The 19009-nt window shown below is 70.5% G+C and carries 16 protein-coding genes; 9 read left to right on the top strand and 7 right to left on the bottom strand.

Translation table 11 applies throughout. The features are described 5' to 3' along the window. Positions 1–8 precede the first annotated feature (8 nt). The 7 genes from gyrA to dnaA all read right to left on the bottom strand — a co-directional run bounded on the left by gyrA (position 9) and on the right by dnaA (position 11760). Positions 9–2546, bottom strand: coding sequence for a DNA gyrase subunit A (gene gyrA, locus ACZ6Y7_RS01380; RefSeq protein WP_465756456.1), 2538 nt, complete (start codon positions 2544–2546; stop codon positions 9–11). A 131-nt stretch (positions 2547–2677) separates the two neighbouring features. After that, positions 2678–4693 (bottom strand): DNA topoisomerase (ATP-hydrolyzing) subunit B, encoded by a 2016-nt coding sequence (gene gyrB / locus ACZ6Y7_RS01385; RefSeq protein ID WP_402223797.1) that lies wholly within the window; start codon positions 4691–4693, stop codon positions 2678–2680. Positions 4694–4949: 256 nt separating this feature from the next. Then, positions 4950–5489 carry a DciA family protein gene (locus ACZ6Y7_RS01390; RefSeq protein WP_465755825.1) on the bottom strand — a complete coding sequence of 180 codons (540 nt, stop codon included), beginning with the start codon at positions 5487–5489 and terminating at the stop codon, positions 4950–4952. 128 nt (positions 5490–5617) lie between these two features. Then, entirely contained in the window at positions 5618–6751 is a 1134-nt protein-coding gene (gene recF / locus ACZ6Y7_RS01395) for a DNA replication/repair protein RecF (protein ID WP_465755826.1), read from the bottom strand. 40 nt (positions 6752–6791) lie between these two features. After that, on the bottom strand, positions 6792–7667 hold the full coding sequence (gnd, locus tag ACZ6Y7_RS01400; RefSeq protein ID WP_402223791.1) for a phosphogluconate dehydrogenase (NAD(+)-dependent, decarboxylating): 876 nt from the start codon (positions 7665–7667) through the stop codon (positions 6792–6794). Positions 7668–7850: 183 nt separating this feature from the next. Beyond that, positions 7851–8981, bottom strand: coding sequence for a DNA polymerase III subunit beta (gene dnaN, locus ACZ6Y7_RS01405; RefSeq protein ID WP_465755827.1), 1131 nt, complete (start codon positions 8979–8981; stop codon positions 7851–7853). A gap of 934 nt (positions 8982–9915) precedes the next feature. Then, a complete protein-coding gene (gene dnaA, locus ACZ6Y7_RS01410) occupies positions 9916–11760 on the bottom strand; it encodes a chromosomal replication initiator protein DnaA (RefSeq protein ID WP_465755828.1) in 1845 nt (614 codons plus the stop codon). 355 nt (positions 11761–12115) lie between these two features. On the opposite strand from dnaA, the gene rpmH reads away from it, so the two are divergent. The 9 genes from rpmH (at position 12116) to ACZ6Y7_RS01455 (ending at position 18847) form a co-directional block, all read left to right on the top strand. Continuing rightward, the gene (gene rpmH / locus ACZ6Y7_RS01415) at positions 12116–12253 is read left to right on the top strand and encodes a 50S ribosomal protein L34 (RefSeq protein ID WP_030059672.1); all 138 of its coding nucleotides are present in this window, start codon (positions 12116–12118) and stop codon (positions 12251–12253) included. Between the two features lie 18 nt (positions 12254–12271). Next, on the top strand, positions 12272–12700 hold the full coding sequence (gene rnpA / locus ACZ6Y7_RS01420) for a ribonuclease P protein component (RefSeq protein WP_402223786.1): 429 nt from the start codon (positions 12272–12274) through the stop codon (positions 12698–12700). Further along, positions 12697–13068, top strand: coding sequence for a membrane protein insertion efficiency factor YidD (gene yidD / locus ACZ6Y7_RS01425; RefSeq protein WP_465755829.1), 372 nt, complete (start codon positions 12697–12699; stop codon positions 13066–13068). Before rnpA ends, yidD begins: the two co-directional genes overlap by 4 nt. After that, positions 13065–14234, top strand: coding sequence for a membrane protein insertase YidC (yidC, locus tag ACZ6Y7_RS01430; protein ID WP_465755830.1), 1170 nt, complete (start codon positions 13065–13067; stop codon positions 14232–14234). Before yidD ends, yidC begins: the two co-directional genes overlap by 4 nt. A gap of 82 nt (positions 14235–14316) precedes the next feature. After that, positions 14317–14847 (top strand): Jag family protein, encoded by a 531-nt coding sequence (locus ACZ6Y7_RS01435; RefSeq protein ID WP_465755831.1) that lies wholly within the window; start codon positions 14317–14319, stop codon positions 14845–14847. Between the two features lie 180 nt (positions 14848–15027). Further along, complete coding sequence (rsmG, locus tag ACZ6Y7_RS01440; RefSeq protein WP_465755832.1) at positions 15028–15864, top strand: 16S rRNA (guanine(527)-N(7))-methyltransferase RsmG; 837 nt, start codon at positions 15028–15030, stop codon at positions 15862–15864. Between the two features lie 295 nt (positions 15865–16159). Further along, a complete protein-coding gene (locus ACZ6Y7_RS01445; protein ID WP_465756457.1) occupies positions 16160–17110 on the top strand; it encodes a ParA family protein in 951 nt (316 codons plus the stop codon). Beyond that, positions 17107–18093 carry a ParB/RepB/Spo0J family partition protein gene (locus ACZ6Y7_RS01450; protein WP_465755833.1) on the top strand — a complete coding sequence of 329 codons (987 nt, stop codon included), beginning with the start codon at positions 17107–17109 and terminating at the stop codon, positions 18091–18093. Before ACZ6Y7_RS01445 ends, ACZ6Y7_RS01450 begins: the two co-directional genes overlap by 4 nt. A 136-nt stretch (positions 18094–18229) precedes the next feature. Further along, positions 18230–18847, top strand: coding sequence for a GNAT family N-acetyltransferase (locus tag ACZ6Y7_RS01455; RefSeq protein ID WP_465755834.1), 618 nt, complete (start codon positions 18230–18232; stop codon positions 18845–18847). Positions 18848–19009: the final 162 nt, after the last annotated feature.

Below are 19009 nucleotides of genomic sequence, written 5' to 3' on the forward strand. Positions count from 1 at the left end.
GGTTCGGTTCAGGCCTCGACGTCTCCGTCGACCGCCGTCTCCGCACCCTCGGTCGTCTCGGTGGACTCGGTGCCGGTGACCTCGTCCTCCGCCGTCTCCTCGTCCTCGGCCTCCGCGTTGCGGGCCATGCCCACGACCGCGTCGCGCTTTCCGAGGTTGATCAGTTGGACGCCCATGGTGTCACGTCCGGTTTCACGAACCTCGGAAACCCTGGTGCGGATCACCCCGCCCGAGAGGGTGATCGCCATGATCTCGTCGGTTTCGTCCACCACCAGTGCGCCGACGAGCGAACCCCGGCCCTCGACGATCTTCGCCGCCTTGGTGCCGTAGCCACCGCGTCCCTGGACACGGTACTCGTCCACACCCGTCCGCTTGGCGTAGCCGCCGTCCGTGGCGGTGAAGACGTACGTGCCCGGGCGGACGACGTTCATCGAGAGCAGCTCGTCGTCCTCGCGGAAGGCCATGCCCTTGACGCCGGAGGTGGCGCGGCCGGTGGGCCGCAGGGCGTCGTCGGTAGCGGTGAAGCGGATCGACTGGGCCTTCTTGGAGACCAGCAGCAGGTCGTCCTCGGAGGAGACCAGCTCGGCGCCGATCAGCTCGTCGTCCCGGCCCTCCTCGTCCTGGCGCAGGTTGATCGCGATCAGGCCGCCGGAGCGCGGGGAGTCGTAGTCCTTCAGCGGGGACTTCTTCACCAGGCCGGCCCGGGTCGCGAGGACCAGGTACGGCTTGTCCTCGTACGTCCGGACGGCCATCACCTGGGCGATGTGCTCGCCCGGCTGGAAGGCCAGCAGGTTGGCGACGTGCTGGCCGCGGGCGTCGCGCCCGGCGTCCGGCAGCTCGTAGCCCTTGGCGCGGTAGACCCGGCCCTTGTTGGTGAAGAACAGGATCCAGTTGTGGGTCGTCGTCACGAAGAAGTGGTCGACGATGTCGTCCTGCTTCAGCTGGGCACCGCGCACGCCCTTGCCGCCGCGCTTCTGCGAGCGGTAGAGGTCGGAGCGGGTCCGCTTGACGTAGCCGCCACGGGTGATCGTGACGACGATGTCCTCCTCGGCGATGAGGTCCTCGATGGAGAGGTCGCCGTCGGACGGGATGAGGGTGGAGCGCCGCTCGTCGCCGTACTTCTCGACGATCGCGGTGAGCTCCTCGGAGATGATCTCCCGCTGGCGGGTCGGCGAGGCCAGGATCGCGTTGTACTCGTCGATCTTGCGCTGCAGCTCGTCGTGCTCGTCCATGATCCGCTGGCGCTCCAGGGCGGCCAGGCGGCGCAGCTGCATCTCCAGGATGGCGTTGGCCTGGAGCTCGTCGATGTCGAGCAGGCCCATCAGGCCGGTGCGGGCGGCGTCGGCGCTCGCCGAGGCCCGGATCAGCGCGATGACCTCGTCGATCAGGTCCAGGGCCTTGAGCAGGGCGCGCAGGATGTGGGCGCGCTCCTCGGCCTTGCGCAGGCGGAAGGTGGTCCGCCGGACGATGACCTCGACCTGGTGGTTGACCCAGTGCCGGATGAAGGCGTCCAGCGACAGGGTGCGCGGCACGCCGTCGACCAGGGCCAGCATGTTGGCGCCGAAGTTGGTCTGCAGCTCGGTGTGCTTGTACAGGTTGTTCAGCACGACCTTGGCCACCGCGTCGCGCTTGAGCACGACCACCAGGCGGGTGCCGGTGCGGGAGGAGGACTCGTCGCGGACGTCCGCGATGCCGGCGATCTTGCCGTCCTTGACCAGGTCGGCGATCTTCAGCGCGAGGTTGTCCGGGTTGACCTGGTACGGCAGCTCGGTGATCACCAGGCACTGTCGGCCCTGGATCTCCTCGACCTCGACGACGGCGCGCATGGTGACCGAGCCGCGGCCGGTGCGGTAGTAGTCGTCGATCCCGCGGCGGCCGACGATCAGCGCGCCGGTCGGGAAGTCGGGGCCCTTGATCCGCTCGATCAGGGCTTCCAGCAGCTCCTCGTTGGAGGCCTCCGGGTTCTCCAGGTACCAGAGCGCGCCGGAGGCCACCTCGCGCAGGTTGTGCGGCGGGATGTTGGTGGCCATGCCGACCGCGATGCCGGTGGCACCGTTGACCAGCAGGTTGGGGAAGCGGGCCGGGAGGACGGTCGGCTCCTGCGAGCGGCCGTCGTAGTTGGGCGCGAAGTCGACGGTCTCCTCGTCGATGTCGCGCATCATCTCCATGGCCAGCGGCATCATCTTGCACTCGGTGTAGCGCATGGCCGCCGCCGGGTCGTTGCCCGGGGAGCCGAAGTTGCCGTTGCCGTCCACCAGCGGCATCCGCATCGACCACGGCTGGGCCAGGCGGACCACGGTGTCGTAGATCGAGGTGTCGCCGTGCGGGTGGTAGTTGCCCATCACGTCGCCGACGACGCGGGCGCACTTGTAGTAGCCCTTCTCGGGGCGGTACCCGCCGTCGTACATCGCGTAGAGCACGCGGCGGTGCACCGGCTTGAGGCCGTCGCGGACCTCGGGCAGCGCACGGCTGACGATCACGCTCATCGCGTAGTCGAGGTACGAGCGCTGCATCTCGGTCTCGAGCTCGACCGGCTCGATCCGCATCGTCGCCTGGGCGGTGGCCTCGGCGGCTTCGGGGGTCTCGGGCTGTTCGGCGTCGGGACGGTTGTCGTCGACCACTGGTGGTCAGTTTCCTTTCACGCGGACTGGTACGTGCGGGGCCTGCGGTGCAGGCGTCACACGTCCAGGAAGCGGACGTCCTTGGCGTTGCGCTGGATGAAGGAGCGGCGGGCCTCGACGTCCTCGCCCATCAGCACGGAGAACAGCTCGTCGGCGCGGGCGGCGTCCTCCAGGGTGACCTGGAGCAGCAGCCGGTGCTCGGCGTCCATGGTGGTGACCCGGAGCTCCTCGGCGTTCATCTCGCCGAGACCCTTGAACCGCTGGATCGCGTCGTCCTTGGGGAGCCGGCGCCCGGCCTCCACCCCGGCGGCGATCAGCGCGTCGCGCTCGCGGTCGGAGTAGGCGTACTCGAAGTCGTCCTTGCCCCACTTGATCTTGTACAGCGGGGGCATGGCGAGGTAGACGTACCCGGCCTCGACCAGCGGCCGCATGAAGCGGAACAGCAGGGTCAGCAGCAGGGTCCGGATGTGCTGTCCGTCGACGTCGGCGTCGGCCATCAGGACGATCTTGTGGTACCGGAGCTTGGCCTCGTCGTAGTCCTCCTGGATGCCGCAGCCGAAGGCCGAGATCAGCGCCTGGACCTCGGTGTTCTGCAGCACCTTGTCGATCCGGGCCTTCTCGACGTTCAGGATCTTGCCGCGGATCGGCAGGATGGCCTGGGTGCGCGGGTCGCGGCCCTGCTTGGCCGAGCCGCCGGCGGAGTCACCCTCGACGATGAAGATCTCGCACTCGGACGGGTCCTTGGACTGGCAGTCCGAGAGCTTGCCAGGCAGCGAGGCGGACTCCAGCAGGCCCTTGCGGCGCGTCAGGTCGCGGGCCTTGCGGGCGGCGACGCGCGCGGTGGCGGCCTGGATGGACTTGCGGATGATGTCCGAAGCCTCGTTGGGGTTGCGGTCCAGCCAGTCGTTGAGCTGCTCGTGGACGACCTTCTGGACGAAGGTCTTGGCCTCGGTGTTGCCGAGCTTGTCCTTGGTCTGGCCCTCGAACTGCGGCTCGCCGAGCTTGACCGAGATGATCGCGGTCAGACCCTCGCGGATGTCCTCGCCGGAGAGGTTGTCGTCCTTCTCGCGGAGCAGCTTCTTGTCCCGCGCGTAGCGGTTGACCAGGCCGGTCAGCGCGGCGCGGAAGCCCTCCTCGTGGGTACCGCCGCCGTGGGTGTGGATGGTGTTGGCGAAGCTGTAGACCCCCTCGGTGTAGGAGGAGTTCCACTGCATCGCGATCTCCACCGAGATCGCCTTGTCCTTGTCCTCCGCCTCGAAGTCGATCACCGAGGGGTGGATGACCTCGCCCTTGCGGGAGTTGAGGTGGGCGACGAAGTCGGCGATGCCGCCGTCGTACTTGTACGTGACGGTGAGCGGCTTGCCCTCCTCGTCCACGTGCTCGGGGCGCTCGTCGGTCAGCGAGATCGACAGGCCCTTGTTGAGGAAGGCCATCTCCTGGAAGCGCCGGGAGAGGGTCTCGAAGGAGTAGACGGTGGTCTCGAAGATGTCGGGGTCGGCCCAGAAGGTGACCGTGGTGCCGGTCCGGTCGGTCTCCGCGCCCTTGACCAGGGCGGCGGTCGGCGCGCCCATCTTGTAGTCCTGGGTCCAGATGTGGCCGTCCTTGTGGATCTCCACGGAGAGCCGGGTGGACAGCGCGTTCACCACGGAGACGCCGACGCCGTGCAGACCGCCGGAGACGGCGTAGCCGCCGCCGCCGAACTTGCCGCCGGCGTGCAGGACGGTGAGGACGACCTCGACGGCCGGCTTGTCCTGGCCCGGGACGATGTCCACCGGGATGCCGCGGCCGTTGTCGACGACGCGGATCGCGCCGTCGGACATGATCGTCACGTCGATGGTGTCGGCGTACCCGGCCATCGCCTCGTCGACGGAGTTGTCCACGACCTCCTGCACCAGGTGGTGCAGGCCGCGCTCACCGGTGGAACCGATGTACATGCCGGGGCGCTTGCGGACGGCGTCGAGGCCTTCCAGCACCTGGATGTTGCTCCCGGTGTAGGAAGCCTGGTCGGTCTGGTCTGGGGTCTGGCTGGGGTTGCCGGAATCGGCCACGAAGCGCCCTCTCTGGCACAGCACGGGCCGCATCCCCGCCGGTCCGGGCGGGCGTGCGACCACAGTGTTTCGACTCGGTTGCCACTAGCAACAGTGTTTGGCTCTCAGTCTACCGGTACGACTGACATAGATGGGCGTTTGGCAGCCCTTGAAGGCAGATATGCCGCCCTGAAGCCCCTCCGCACATGTCCCGATACTCGACCGGGGGCCCCAGAGCGCCTGGGAGGGCTGTCAGGGGTTCCGGAAGATCGCCATCCGATCCGTCCCGGACCCGCCCCGGTCACCCCCAGGTGTCGCCCGGTCCCTTGCTCCCCGGCGCCCGCAGCCGGCCGTAGCCGCGGGCGGGTGCCGCCGGGCCCAGCACCTTGATGGTCTTGACCGTGCCGTGGCCCAGCTCGTGGTTCAGACGTGCCACCAACTGCCGTGCCAGCCAGCGGAGTTGAGTGGCCCATGCGGTCGAATCGCACTGCACGGTGAGCACCGCGGCGGCCTCGTCGTAGGAAGAGGGGTGGCAGTGCGCGGCGATGTCGGGCCCGACGATCTGCGGCCAACGGCCCATCACCCCGCCGACCGCGGCCGAGGACTCCCAGCCGCGCTCGGTCAACAGCCGGTTCAGCGCCGCTCCCAGCGGGACCGGGTCGCGGCCGTCCGAACGGGCACCGCTGCGCAGGCCGTGCCGCTTCGCCTCGCGCTTCTGCTGGACCTGCTCGCCGCGCTGGCGGGCCTGGGCACGGGCCGCCCGCAGGACCGAGCGCGCGAGGTCGACACCCGTCGGCTCGCCGGCCCCGGACAGGGGGGAGTTCTCCGCCGGCTCGCTCACGGCGATCTCCTTTCCCCAGCCTGTGGACAACGCTGAGCGATCCAGCGTACGGGAGGACACGGACGACGGACGGCCGGGTCGGCGCCCGGCCGCCGGAGTGTGCGGATCGTGGAGAGCGGTGCCGCGGGTCAGGCGTCCACGCGGTTCACGGCGCCGTCGGCCACCGTGAACCGGGCACCGGCCAGCGCCTTCGGCACGTCCTCGGCGACCGCCGCCGTCACCAGCACCTGCTCACCGTCGGCCACCAGGTCGGCCAGCCGGTCCCGGCGGGCCGCGTCCAGCTCGGCGAACACGTCGTCCAGGATCAGCACCGGCTCGCCGCCGTCGGCGCGCAGCAGTTCGTACGAGGCCAGCCGCAGCGCCAGCGCGTACGACCAGGACTCGCCGTGGCTGGCGTAGCCCTTGGCCGGCAGCGGGCCGAGCTTGAGCACCAGCTCGTCGCGGTGCGGACCGACCAGGGTGAGGCCGCGCTCGACCTCCTGCTTGCGGACCGCCCGCAGGGCCTGCAGCAGCTGTTCCTCGGCCTGCTCGCGGCTGGTCGGCAGCTCGCCCTCGAAGGAGCTGCGGTACTCCAGGGCGGTCTCGCCGCCGCCGGGCGCCAACTGCCCGTACGCGGCCGTCACCAGCGGCTGCAGGGCGGCCACCAGCTGGATCCGGAAGGCCGTCAACTCGGCTCCCGCGCGGGCCAGGTGGCCGTCCCAGACCTCCAGGGTGGACAGGTCGGCGCCCTTGCCGCCGCCGGCCCGGCGGGCCATCGCGGCGGTCTTCAGCAGAGCGTTGCGCTGCTTGAGCACCCGCTCGTAGTCCTGCCGGACACCGGCCAGCCGGGGTGCGCGGGCGGTCAGCAGCTCGTCCAGGAAGCGCCGGCGCTCGCCCGGGTCGCCCTTGACCAGGGTGAGGTCCTCGGGGGCGAACAGCACCGTCCGCAACAGCCCCAGCACGTCGCGCGGGCGGACGCTGTCCGAGCGGTTGATCCGGGCCCGGTTGGCCTTGCCCGGGGTGAGCTCCAGCTCGACCAGGGTGGAGCGGCCGCGGTCCACCACCGAGGTGCGGATCACCGCCCGGTCGGCGCCCAGCCGGATCAGCGGGGCGTCGGTGGCGACCCGGTGGCTGCCCAGGGTGGCGACGTAGCCGATGGCCTCGACCAGGTTGGTCTTGCCCTGGCCGTTGGGCCCCACGAAGGCCGTCACACCCGGGTCGAGGGGCACCTCGGCCCGGGTGTACGACCGGAAGTCGGCGAGCGACAGATGCGCGACGTGCATGGCTGTGGACTGCGCCCGCCTTCTGTGGAGAGACCTGCGGTTACTTGGACTCGACCGCGTGGCCGCCGAACTGGTTGCGCAGGGCGGCGATCATCTTCATCTGCGGCGAGTCGTCCTGGCGGGAGGCGAAGCGGGCGAACAGCGAGGCGGTGATCGCCGGCAGCGGCACGGCGTGGTCGATCGCGGCCTCGACGGTCCAGCGGCCCTCGCCGGAGTCGGCGGCCCAGCCGCGCAGCTTGGCCAGGTGCTCGTCCTCGTCCAGGGCGCGGACGGCCAGGTCCAGCAGCCAGGAGCGGATGACGGTGCCCTCCTGCCAGCTGCGGAAGACCTCGCGCACGTCGGTGACCTCGGGGGCCGCCTCCAGCAGCTCCCAGCCCTCGGCGAAGGCCTGCATCATCGCGTACTCGATGCCGTTGTGGACCATCTTGGCGAAGTGGCCGGCGCCCACCGCGCCCGCGTGCACCGAGCCGAAGTCGCCCTCGGGCTTGAGCGCGTCGAAGACCGGCTGGACCCGCGCGACGTGCTCGGCGTCGCCGCCGTACATCAGCGCGTAGCCGTTCTCCAGGCCCCAGACCCCGCCGGAGACACCGCAGTCCACGAAGCCGATGCCCTTGGCGGCCAGCGCCTCGGCGTGCTTGACGTCGTCGGTCCAGCGGGAGTTGCCGCCGTCCACCACCACGTCACCGGGGGAGAGCAGCTCGGCGAGCTCGTCGACGGTCGCCTGGGTGGCGGCGCCGGCCGGGACCATCACCCAGACCACGCGCGGGCCCTGCAGCTTGGTGACGAGTTCCTGCAGGCTCTCGACGTCGGAGACGTCCGGGTTGCGGTCGTAGCCGATGACGGTGTGGCCGGCGCGGCGGATCCGCTCGCGCATGTTGCCGCCCATCTTGCCGAGACCGATGAGGCCGAGCTCCATGACCAAGTCCTTACCTGTGGTGACATGCCTGGCGGCGGCGCCGTTGCCGCACGCCTTGAGCCTACGCGCTGTACCGCCGCGGCCCGCCTGCGGTCGGCCGACCGGGGGAGACGTCCACAGGCTGTGCACAGCGGGTGTGCACAGCCTGTGGGTAACCGTTCCGGGCGCGGCCGGCCGGAGGGGTCAGCCGGAGAGGCGGACCGGCATGATCAGGTACTGGTAGGCCTTGTCCTCCTCGGCGTCCACCGCGACCTTGCCGCTGAGCAGCGCGGGCTTGGTCGGGGTGGTGAAGCTCAGCTGGGCGTAGGCGGAGTCGATGGCCTTGAGGCCCTCCTCCAGGTAGCCCGGGTTGAAGGCGATCGAGATGTCGTCGCCCTCGAGGTCGGCCTCGATCCGCTCGGTGGCCTGGGCGTCGTCGCCCGAGCCGGCCTCCAGCGTGAGCACGCCCTGCTCGAAGTTGAGGCGGACCGGGGTGTTGCGCTCGGCGACCAGCGAGACGCGCTTGAGCGCCTCCAGGAAGGGCTGGGTCTGGATCGCGGCGACGGCGCTGAACTCCGTCGGGAAGAGGCTGCGGAACTTGGGGAACTCGCCCTCCAGCAGCCGGGTGGTGGTCCGGCGGCCGGCCCCCTCGAAGCCGATCAGGCCCTCGCCGGCACCGCCGGAGGAGAGCGCGATGGAGACGTTGTCGCCGCTGCCCAGGGACTTGGCGATGTCCTGGAGGGTCTTGGCCGGGACCAGGGCGACCGCGGAGATGTCCGACTGCTCGGGCTTCCACAGCAGCTCGCGGACGGCGAAGCGGTAGCGGTCGGTGGCGGCCAGGGTGATCCGGTCGCCCTCGATCTCGACCCGGACACCGGTGAGCACCGGGAGGGTGTCGTCCCGGCCGGCGGCGACCGCGGCCTGGCTGACGGCGGAGGCGAAGACGTCGCCGGAGACGGTGCCGGTGGCGGTCGGCATCTGCGGCAGGGCCGGGTACTCGTCCACCGGGAGGGTGGGGAGCGTGAAGCGGGAGCTGCCGCAGACCACGCTGACCCGCTGGCCGTCGGTGGAGATCTCCACAGGCCTGTTGGGGAGGTTGCGGGAGATGTCGTTCAGCAGACGACCGGAGACCAGGACGGTGCCGGCCTCCTCGACGTCCGCCTCCAGCTCGACCCGGGCCGAGACCTCGTAGTCGAAGCCGGACAGCGCCAGGCTGCCCTCCTGTGCCGTCAGCAGCAGGCCGGCCAGCACCGGCACCGGCGGCCGTGCCGGGAGGCTGCGGGCAGCCCAGGCCACCGCCTCCGCGAGGACGTCACGCTCCACCCGGAACTTCACCGGTAACCGCCTCCTGGATCGAGCGCTCCCGCTCGCACTCTGGTTCGTCTGATCTTGATCGTCGGTTGGGCTGTCCGCCGAGCTCTGCTCACTCCGCTTCCAGTCGCAAGGACAGTCTGACGTACTCCGCCGACAGACGGGGCAGACGGGCGGAAGCAACCCGAACAGGTGTCGGGGCGCGGTTGTCCACAGATTCGGGGCCCACCCACTTTGAAAGCAAGTCCACGGTCTACATGTGTAGTGGTAGTAGTAGGGCCTGTGGAAACCGTGGATAACCCCGTTTCCGCAGGTCAGAGCCCGAATTTTGTCCACAGTGGGTGTGGACGGCGGCTGTGGACGGACAGACCCCGCTGTGGACGGCCGAGCGTTACCCACAGGCCACGGAGGGTATCCACAGGTTATCCCCAGCCCTGTCCCCAGATCCGGGCCCGGTTATCCACGGGCGCCGGTCAACTTTTCGTGACGCCTTTCACACCAGGGTATGAACGCCAGCTCACGGTTGTCGAACTGTGGACGCCGCTGTGGACAAGCTGGGGATAACCGCCCCGAGCCTGGGGACAACCGGTGGATAACCCGGACGGCCCACTGGCGGGGCGTCAATTGTCCACACCCTGTGGATAACCGTTGTGCACAAGTCCACAGGCACCTGACCTGCGCGGAAGAGCGTAGCGGTGACGGGCCTGTGGACGAATTCTGGATAACTCCGGGCTCCCCGGCCTGTGGACTGTGGGGAAGTCACCCGCCCTGTGGACAACGGCCTTGTGCGCCCCGGGTTTTCGAATCACCGGTCAGTTGTTCGGCACGGGCTGTGGATTGGTGGATCGTCCGTCGACCACATCTCTGCCCCGCCGGCCCGGGACGCACACCTGCGGGCACGCGAAAAAGGGCGCCGGGATCGCTCCTGACGCCCTCCGGGCCGCGTGCGCGGCGGTGGCTAGCTCTTGATGCGGTTGGTGAGTTCGGTGACCTGGTTGTAGATCGAGCGCCGCTCCGCCATCAGCGAGCGGATCTTGCGGTCCGCGTGCATCACCGTGGTGTGGTCGCGGCCGCCGAACTGCGCGCCGATCTTCGGCAGCGACAGGTCGGTGAGCTCCCGGCACAGGTACATCGCGATCTGGCGGGCCGTCACCAGCACCCGGCTGCGGGAGGATCCGCAGAGGTCGTCCACGCCCAGGCCGAAGTACGCGGCGGTCTGCTGCATGATGACCTGCGCCGTGATCTCCGGACCGGCGTCCTCGTCCCCGCCCGGGATCAGGTCCTTCAGGACGATCCCGGCCAGCTCCAGGTCCACCGGCGCCCGGTTGAGGTTGGCGAAGGCGGTGACCCGGATCAGCGCGCCCTCCAACTCCCGGATGTTGCGGGTGATCCGGGACGCGATGAACTCCAACACGTCGGCGGGAGCGTTCAGTTGTTCCTGGATCGCCTTCTTGCGCAGGATCGCGATCCGGGTCTCCAGCTCCGGCGGGGTGACGTCGGTGATCAGACCCCACTCGAAGCGGTTGCGCAGCCGGTCCTCCAGCGTGGTCAGCAGCTTGGGCGGCCGGTCCGACGAGAGGACGATCTGCTTGTTCGCGTTGTGCAGGGTGTTGAAGGTATGGAAGAACTCCTCCTGCGTGGACTCCTTGCTCGCGAGGAACTGCACGTCGTCCACGAGCAGGATGTCCATGTCCCGGTAGCGCCGGCGGAAGGTGTCCGCCTTGCCGTCCCGGATCGAGTTGATGAACTCGTTGGTGAACTCCTCCGAGGACACGTACCGCACCCGGGTGCCCGGGAAGAGGCTGCGCGAGTAGTGCCCGATGGCGTGCAGCAGGTGGGTCTTGCCCAGCCCGGACTCGCCGTAGATGAAGAGCGGGTTGTACGCCTTGGCCGGGGCCTCGGCGACCGCCACCGCCGCCGCGTGCGCGAAGCGGTTGCTGGCGCCGATGACGAAGGTGTCGAAGAGGTACTTGGGGTTCAGCCGAGCGGCCGGCTCGTCCTTGCGCGAGCCGCCGGCCGGGGGAGCGCCGGGCGGGGCGGGCACGCCGGGGACGGCGGGCCGCTCTCCGGGCCGGTCGCCCGAGCGGTCCGGGGCGGTCTTCTCCGCCGGACGGCCGCCGGTGGGCCGGGAGCCGGCGGCGCGGCGGCCGGCACCCGCGCGGGGCTGCTCGTTCGGGCCGGGGCCGTAGGCGCCGCCGAAGAGGTCGCCCTGGGTGGTCGCGGGCGGGCCCGGGAGCGGGCGCGGGGCCGGACGCTGCGGGGGCTCCTCGGACTCGTAGTGGGCGCGCTGCTCCGGGTAGCCCTGCCAGCCCTGCGGGCCGGAGGCCGGACCGCCGTACGCCGCGGGCCGCTGTTCGTAGCCGCCGGTGTCGTAGCGGGGGCGCTCGTAGTCCTGCTCGTACGGCTGCCCCTTCTCGTAGGGCTGGCCGTGTTCGTACGGCTGCTGGTAGTCCTGGCCGCCGTAGCCGCCGGTGTCCTCGGCCGGGCCCGGGTAGGGCTCGGGGGACCGGTCGGCGGGCGCCGGGGTGGTCGGCACGGCGTTGGCGTCGACCATGACGGCGATCCGCACCGGGCGGCTGAGCTCGCGGCTGAGGGCCTCGGTGAGCTGCGGCAGCAGCCGGCCCTCCAGCACCTGCTTGGCCCGCTCGTTCGGGGTCGCCAGCAGGGCGGTGTCGTGCATCATCCACATCGGCTGGGTGCGCTGCACCCACTGTTTGTCCATCTCCCCGACATCGGGGTCGCTGACCAGCCGCTCGACGACCCTGGCCCAGACCGGGACGAGGTCGCTGTTGACATCAGCCACTGGTGCACGCTTTCCAAGAACAAACCCAGACAAGTTCTGCAACGGTAGTCAGCGAACAGAGCCGGATCAAGTCGTTGTCCACAGGCTGTGGGTAAACGGGGTTCGAAGGGGCTGGTTTGACCCTCGTGCCCCGTCCCGCGTACCGTAACCAGGTCGAGTTGTCGATGGCCGCTGCCGCATGTCCGCGGGTCCGCCCGCTCCATAAGGCGCGCAGCACGGGCGCCGTGGATTGCCTCAGACCCCAGCCGAACTGGGGCGATGGGCCGGATTTCCGAAATCAGGGGAGATCACGCGGACGCACGGTGACGGCCAAGCGACTCCCCGTCATCCTACGATTCACCTCAGGAGCCCCCGAGTGAGCAAGCGCACCTTCCAGCCGAACAACCGTCGTCGCGCGAAGACCCACGGCTTCCGGCTGCGTATGCGTACCCGCGCCGGCCGCGCCATCCTGGCCGCCCGCCGTGGCAAGGGCCGCGCCAGCCTGTCCGCCTGATCCGCGCCAGAGTCTGTTGTGCTGCCCTCCGAGAATCGGCTGCGGCGGCGCCAGGACTTCGCGACCGCGGTGAAACGCGGTCGCCGGGCCGGCCGGCCCCTTCTGGTCGTCCATCTCAGCAGAGAGGGTGACCCGCAGGGGCAGACCGACCGGACCAGCGACTCCCGCCCGCACGTCGCCGAGGGGACTCCTTCGGCGCGTGCGGGTTTCGTCGTGAGCAAGGCCGTCGGCCCGGCGGTCGTCCGCAACCTGGTCAAGCGCCGGTTGCGCCACCTCGTTCGTGATCGTCTGTCCAGGCTGCCCGCCGGTAGCCTGATAGTGGTGCGTGCGCTGCCCCAGGCCGCGTCCGCCTCGTACCAGGAGCTCGAACGCGACCTGGACGCGGCGCTGAAGCGGTTGCTGAGGGCCGAGCCCGCCGCCACGGCGCCGACGGGAGCAGGGCGATGAAGTACCTGCTGATGGGTCTGATCAGGGTCTACCAGTGGACGATCAGCCCACTGCTCGGTCCGGTCTGCCGTTACTACCCCTCCTGCTCGCACTACGGCTACGAGGCCGTGAAGGTGCACGGAGCGGTCAAGGGCGGCGGGCTGACCGCGTGGCGCATCCTGCGGTGCAATCCGTGGACGCCCGGCGGGGTCGATCACGTCCCGCCGCGCAAGCATCCGGTGTGGCACCGGCGGTTGCGAGACTGGCTGCAGAGCCGGTCCGCCTCCGGAGAACCGGTGACCACCCACCCCGCCGGTCCGGACCCAGAGGGCCCGGCGACCATTGGCCCCGTGCGGCCAATCCACCTGTCCAAGGAGTCTGACCGGTGACCTTCGGTTTTCTCAGCCCCCTCTACACCGCGGTGTCCTGGATCATCGTCCAGTTCCACTCGCTGTACAGCCACATCTTCGACCCGGACGGGGGCTGGGCCTGGGGTCTCGCCATCGCCTCGATGGTGGTCGTCATCCGGATCTGCCTGATCCCGCTCTTCGTGAAGCAGATCAAGGCGACCCGGGCCATGCAGGCGATCCAGCCGAAGATGAAGGCCATCCAGGAGCGCTACAAGAACGACCGGCAGCGCCAGTCCGAAGAGATGATGAAGCTGTACAAGGAGGCGGGTACCAACCCGTTCTCCAGCTGCCTTCCCATCCTCGTGCAGGCTCCGTTCTTCACCGCCCTGTACGGCGTGCTCGCCTCGGTCGCCAAGGGCAAGCCAATCGGCGTCATCCACGGCGACCTGCTGGTGAGCGCCGGCAAGGCGCACATCTTCGGTGCCCCGCTGTCCGCGACCTTCCTCGGCAGCGACGAGACCAGCGTCAAGGTCGTCACCGCCGTGATGATCATCCTGATGTCGCTGTCGCAGTTCATCACCCAGCGCCAGCTGATGACCAAGAACGTCGACCTCACGGTGAAGACGCCGTTCATGCAGCAGCAGAAGATGCTGATGTACGTCTTCCCGGTGATGTTCGCCGTGATGGGCATCAACTTCCCGGTCGGTGTCCTGGTCTACTGGCTGACCACCAACGTCTGGTCGATGGGCCAGCAGCTGATCGTCATCCACAACAACCCGACCCCGGGCAGCAAGGCCTTCACCGAGCGCCAGGCGCGGCTGAAGAAGGCCGGCCGACTGCGTCCGGACGGCACGGAGATCAAGGGCGCGCTCTGGGGCATCCTGCCGCCGTCCAAGGAGGCCCTGAGCGCCGCGTCGGCCGCGTCCGCGGTGGTCGAGGAGTCGGTGCAGGCGCGTCGCCAGCAGCCGCGCCGGCAGACCAAGGCGCAGCGCCAGAGCGGCGCCCCGCACCCGGCCGAGCAGGGCCAGGACAGCGTGGCCGGGCAGCCCGCCGACCAGGCCGCCCCGGCCGACTCGGGGAGCAAGCCGACGCCCGCCAAGCCGACGGCCGCCAAGCAGCCCGCGGCCAAGCCGGCCGGCACCAAGCAGGGCACCCGGCAGCAGCCGAAGCGCGGTGGCGGCCAGCGACCGAAGAGGAAGTCCTGACCGGCCGCGGGCCGGTCGTGACAGCCGCGAAGAGCTTCGTTCCAGGCCCGGCAGACGGGCCCATCTCCGAAGGAGTCCATCAGTGACGGAAGGCACCACCTCCGCCGTCGAGGCCGAGGCCGCCGCCAGCGCCGACGAGAACCTCATCTCCCGCCTGGAGCAGGAGGGCGACATCGCGGCCGACTACCTGGAGGGTCTGCTCGACATCGCGGACCTCGACGGTGACATCGACATGGACGTCGAGGGCGACCGCGCCCTGGTCTCCATCGTCAGCGACGGCAACGACCGGGCGCTGCAGCGCCTGGTGGGCCAGGACGGCGAGGTGCTGGAGGCCCTGCAGGAGCTGACCCGGTTGGCTGTCCACCGGGAGACCGGCGAGCGCAGCCGCCTCATGCTGGACATTGCCGGCTTCCGGGCCCGCAAGCGCTCCGAGCTGGCCACCCTCGGCGCCAAGGCCGCCGAGCAGGCGAAGAGCACCGGCGAGCAGGTCAAGCTGCGGCCGATGACGCCCTTCGAGCGCAAGGTCGTCCACGACGCGGTCGCCGCGGCCGGTCTGCGCAGCGAGTCCGAGGGCGAAGAGCCCCAGCGGTGCGTGGTCGTGCTGCCGGCCTGAGTGCCGGCAGGTCGATGACCGGCTGCCGCTGGTGGCCGGAGAGCTTCACCGGACGCGACCCCGTCCGCCTCGTGCGGGCGGGGTCGTCGTCCCTTCCGCGGGGAGCGGCCCGGCGGGAGACGTTTCACGTGAAACAGTGCGTTGAGCGGGTCGGTGGATCCGGGGATCGGAGAGGTCGAGATGGACACGGAGAACGCGGCTGCCGGCCGGCCGGGGGCGGACGTGGACCCGGCCGCCGAGGGGCGGACCGCCGAGGTGGTCGCGCCGGGCGAGGTGGTCACGCCGGGCGCGGCGCCGGCCGTCGCCCGGGAGGTCTTCGGCGACCACTTCGACGCCGCGGTCCGGTACACCGAGCTGCTCGCCTCCGCGGGCGTCCAGCGCGGGCTGATCGGACCGCGTGAGGTGCCCCGGCTCTGGGACCGCCACGTCCTCAACTGCGCCGTGCTGGCCGAGCTGCTGCCGGCCGGCACCTCCCTCTGCGACGTCGGCTCCGGCGCCGGCCTGCCCGGCATCCCGGTGGCGCTGGCCCGTCCGGACGTCTCGGTGACGCTGCTGGAGCCCCTGCTGCGGCGGACCACCTTCCTGGAGGAGGTCGTCCGGGAGCTGGGGCTGGAGAACGTCACGGTGCTGCGGGGCCGCGCCGAGGAGATGGTCGGCAAGCTCGCGGTGGACGTGGTGACCGCCCGGGCGGTGGCGCCGCTGGAGCGGCTGGCCGGCTGGGGCATGCCGCTGCTGCGACCGCACGGCCAGATGCTGGCGCTCAAGGGCGACAGCGCGGAGCAGGAGCTGGCCGACTCGCGCGCCGGGCTGTCCAAGCTGGGCGCGGTCGAGTGGAGCGTGATCTCGGTCGGCGAGGGCACCCTGGAGACCTCGACCCGGGTGGTCCAGGTCAAGGCGGGGGAGAGCCCCGGCGGTGTGAAGGCCGCGACCCGGCGGGCCAAGGCGGCTCGGGCTGGTCGCAACGCGAGCGCCCGGAACGGCGAGCGCGGCCGCGGCGGGCGGCGCCGCACCCGCTGAACCGGGAGACCCGGACACGGACGGAGACGGGCGGACGGTCCTCCAGGAGGGGAGGAGCGTCCGCCCGTCGTCGTTCAGGTGACGCACGGGCCGACGCCGGGGTACCGGAGTGTCGCAACGTCAGATTTCTGGCATAGCGGGCATGGTGTTTCACGTGAAACGTCGCTCCTTGCTCTCGGACACTTTCGATCAGCGGCTCCGCCGCGGGCTCGGCATCTTCCGGGCGGCGACTGTTGCCGCTCCGGTTTCACGTGAAACACTGAGCCCCATGCAGGACTCGGAGACCATCGACCAGATCGATGACACGCCCATCGCGCGGGCTGCCCAGGCTGCGGTTCAGGCGATCGGCCGAGCGGGCGAGGGGTTGCCCCGGCCCGCCGCCACCCGGGTGATCGTGGTCGCCAACCAGAAGGGCGGGGTGGGCAAGACCACCACCACCGTGAACATGGCCGCCTCCCTGGCCATGCACGGGCTGCGCGTCCTGGTCGTCGACCTCGATCCGCAGGGCAACGCCTCCACGGCACTGGGCATCGACCACCACGCCGACGTGCCGTCCATCTACGACGTCCTGGTGGAGGGCAAGCCCCTGGCCGACGTGGTGCAGCCGGTGCGCGACGTCGAGGGGCTGTTCTGCGTCCCCGCCACCATCGACCTGGCAGGCGCCGAGATCGAGCTGGTCTCCCTGGTGGCCCGGGAGAGCCGGCTGCAGCGTGCCATCGCCGCCTACGAGCAGCCGCTGGACTACATCCTGATCGACTGTCCGCCCTCGCTGGGGCTGCTGACGGTCAACGCCCTGGTCGCCGGCCAGGAGGTGCTGATCCCGATCCAGTGCGAGTACTACGCGCTGGAGGGCCTCGGCCAGCTGCTGCGCAACGTCGAGCTGGTGCGCGCCCACCTCAACCCGGCGCTGCACGTGTCGACCATCCTGCTCACCATGTACGACGCCCGGACCAGGCTGGCCGCCCAGGTGGCCGAGGAGGTCCGGACCCACTTCCAGCAGGAGGTGCTGCACACCGCGATCCCGCGCTCGGTGCGCGTCTCCGAAGCGCCCAGCTATGGTCAGACGGTGCTGACCTACGACCCGGGCTCGACCGGTGCGCTCTCCTACCTGGAGGCCGCCCGCGAGCTCGCGCTGCGTGCGGTGGGCACCGCCGGCGTCTCGGTGCCGGGTCAGCAGCGGGACGGCAACACTCCGGGGCAGCACGCCGCGGTGGCACAGTTCGGTACGACGGAGGGCAATCGGTGAGTGGTCGCAGGGCGCTGGGACGGGGGCTTGACGCGCTGATCCGTACCCCGGCATCGGCCGAGGGCACGACGGCGGTGACGGCGGCCAGGGCGTCGACGGAGAACCGGCGGAGCCTGCCGCGGCCGGTCCAGGGAGCCTTCTTCGCCGAGTTGCCGGTCGACGTGATCAAGCCCAACCCGCGGCAGCCGCGCGACTACTTCGACCCGGACAAGATGGCGGAGCTGGTGGACTCCATCAAGGAGGTCGGCCTGCTCCAGCCGATCGTGGTGCGCGAGGTCGCGCCCGACCGCTTCGAACTGATCATGGGGGAGCGCCGGCTGCGCGCCTCCCGGGAGGCCGGGCTGGAGCGGATCCCCGCGATCGTCCGCGCCACCGAGGACGACAAGCTGCTGCTGGACGCCCTGCTGGAGAACCTCCAGCGCGCCGAGCTCAACCCGCTGGAGGAGGCGGCCGCCTACGACCAGCTGCTGCGGGACTTCTCCTGCACCCACGACCAGCTGGCCGACCGGGTCGGGCGCTCGCGCTCGCACGTCTCCAACACCCTGCGGTTGCTGAAGCTGCCGGCGCCCGTCCAGGCCAAGGTGGCGGCCGGCACCGTGATGGCCGGGCACGCCCGGGCGCTGCTGGGCCTGGCGGACCCCGAGCGCCAGGAGCAGGTGGCGGCCCGGATCAACGCCGAGGGCCTGAGCGTGCGCAACGTCGAGGAGATCGTCGCGATGATCAACTCGGCCGCCGAGGAGGAGGCGGACAAGCCGAAGCGCCCGGCCCCGAAGGCGGGCCGGCTGCTCTCCCCGGCCTTCAGCGACCTGGCGAGCCGGTTGTCGGACCGCTTCGACACCCGGGTCAAGGTCGAGGTCTCGCAGCGCGGCGGCAAGTTGGGCAAGGGCAAGGTGGTGCTGGAGTTCGGTTCGGTGGAGGACCTCAACCGGATCCTGGACAGCATGGCCCCCGGCGAGGACGGACTGCGGCTGTCGCAGGGCTGAACCGGTCCGAGGGCCCGCCTCAGGGCACCGACCCGATGGGTGCATGCTTCACGTGAGCGCTGTTTCACGTGAAACATGCACCCATCGGTGTTCGTGGGGGAAAGCTCGACCGTGGAGTGGAGGAGGAGGTACGGGCATGGGGCGCCGGATCGCTCCGCTGACGCTGGACAACCTCGGGGACCTGCCGACCGGTTGTCGCTCCTGCGTGTTCTGGGAGCTCGACCCGGTCAGTGCCAAGCAGGCGGTGGAGTCCGGGAAGCCGGAGCTGGAGAAGGAGGGGTGGATCTCCACGGTGCTGCTGGAGTGGGGCTCCTGCGGTCGGATCGTCTACGTGGACGACCTGCCCGCGGGCTTCGTGCTGTACGCGCCGCCCGCCTACGTCCCCCGCGCGCAGTCCTTCCCGACCAGTCCGGTCTCACCGGATGCCGTTCAACTGATGGTCAGCCGGGTCCTTCCGGGCTACCAGCGCCAAGGGCTCGGCCGGGTGCTGGTGCAGACGGTGGTCAAGGACCTGATCGGGCGCGGGGTGCGGGCGATCGAGGCCTTCGGTTCGGTCGGACGGCTGCCCACCAGCTGCGTGCTGCCGGCCGACCACCTGCTGGCGGTCGGCTTCAAGACCGTCCGGCCGCACCACCGCTACCCGCGGCTGCGGCTGGAGGCGCGGACCACGCTCTCCTGGCGCGGGGACGTGGAGGGGGCGCTGGAGCGGCTGCTCGGCGGTGGGCGCAAGGAGCCGGCGCTGCGACCGTTCTGAGGGGGCGTGGCGGGACCGGCCCGCCGAGCGGCGCGGGTGGAGACGGAACGACGGCGGCGGGGGGCCCCCGGGGGGGGGGAACACCCCCCCACCCTCCACGCAACAAAAAACCCAGACAACCCCCCCCCCCCCTCCCAAACGCCCTCCCTTAGCGGGCACACA

This window comes from Kitasatospora sp. NPDC053308, assembly GCF_055585785.1.

Coding starts and splice junctions, on each gene's coding strand:
- gyrA (WP_465756456.1), bottom strand. CDS start 2,546: ATGCGGATCGAGCCGGTCGAGCTCGAGACCGAGATGCAGCGCTCGTAC.
- recF (WP_465755826.1), bottom strand. CDS start 6,751: ATGCACGTCGCGCATCTGTCGCTCGCCGACTTCCGGTCGTACACCCGG.
- gnd (WP_402223791.1), bottom strand. CDS start 7,667: ATGGAGCTCGGCCTCATCGGTCTCGGCAAGATGGGCGGCAACATGCGC.
- yidD (WP_465755829.1), top strand. CDS start 12,697: ATGAAGTACCTGCTGATGGGTCTGATCAGGGTCTACCAGTGGACGATC.
- rsmG (WP_465755832.1), top strand. CDS start 15,028: ATGGACACGGAGAACGCGGCTGCCGGCCGGCCGGGGGCGGACGTGGAC.
- ACZ6Y7_RS01455 (WP_465755834.1), top strand. CDS start 18,230: ATGGGGCGCCGGATCGCTCCGCTGACGCTGGACAACCTCGGGGACCTG.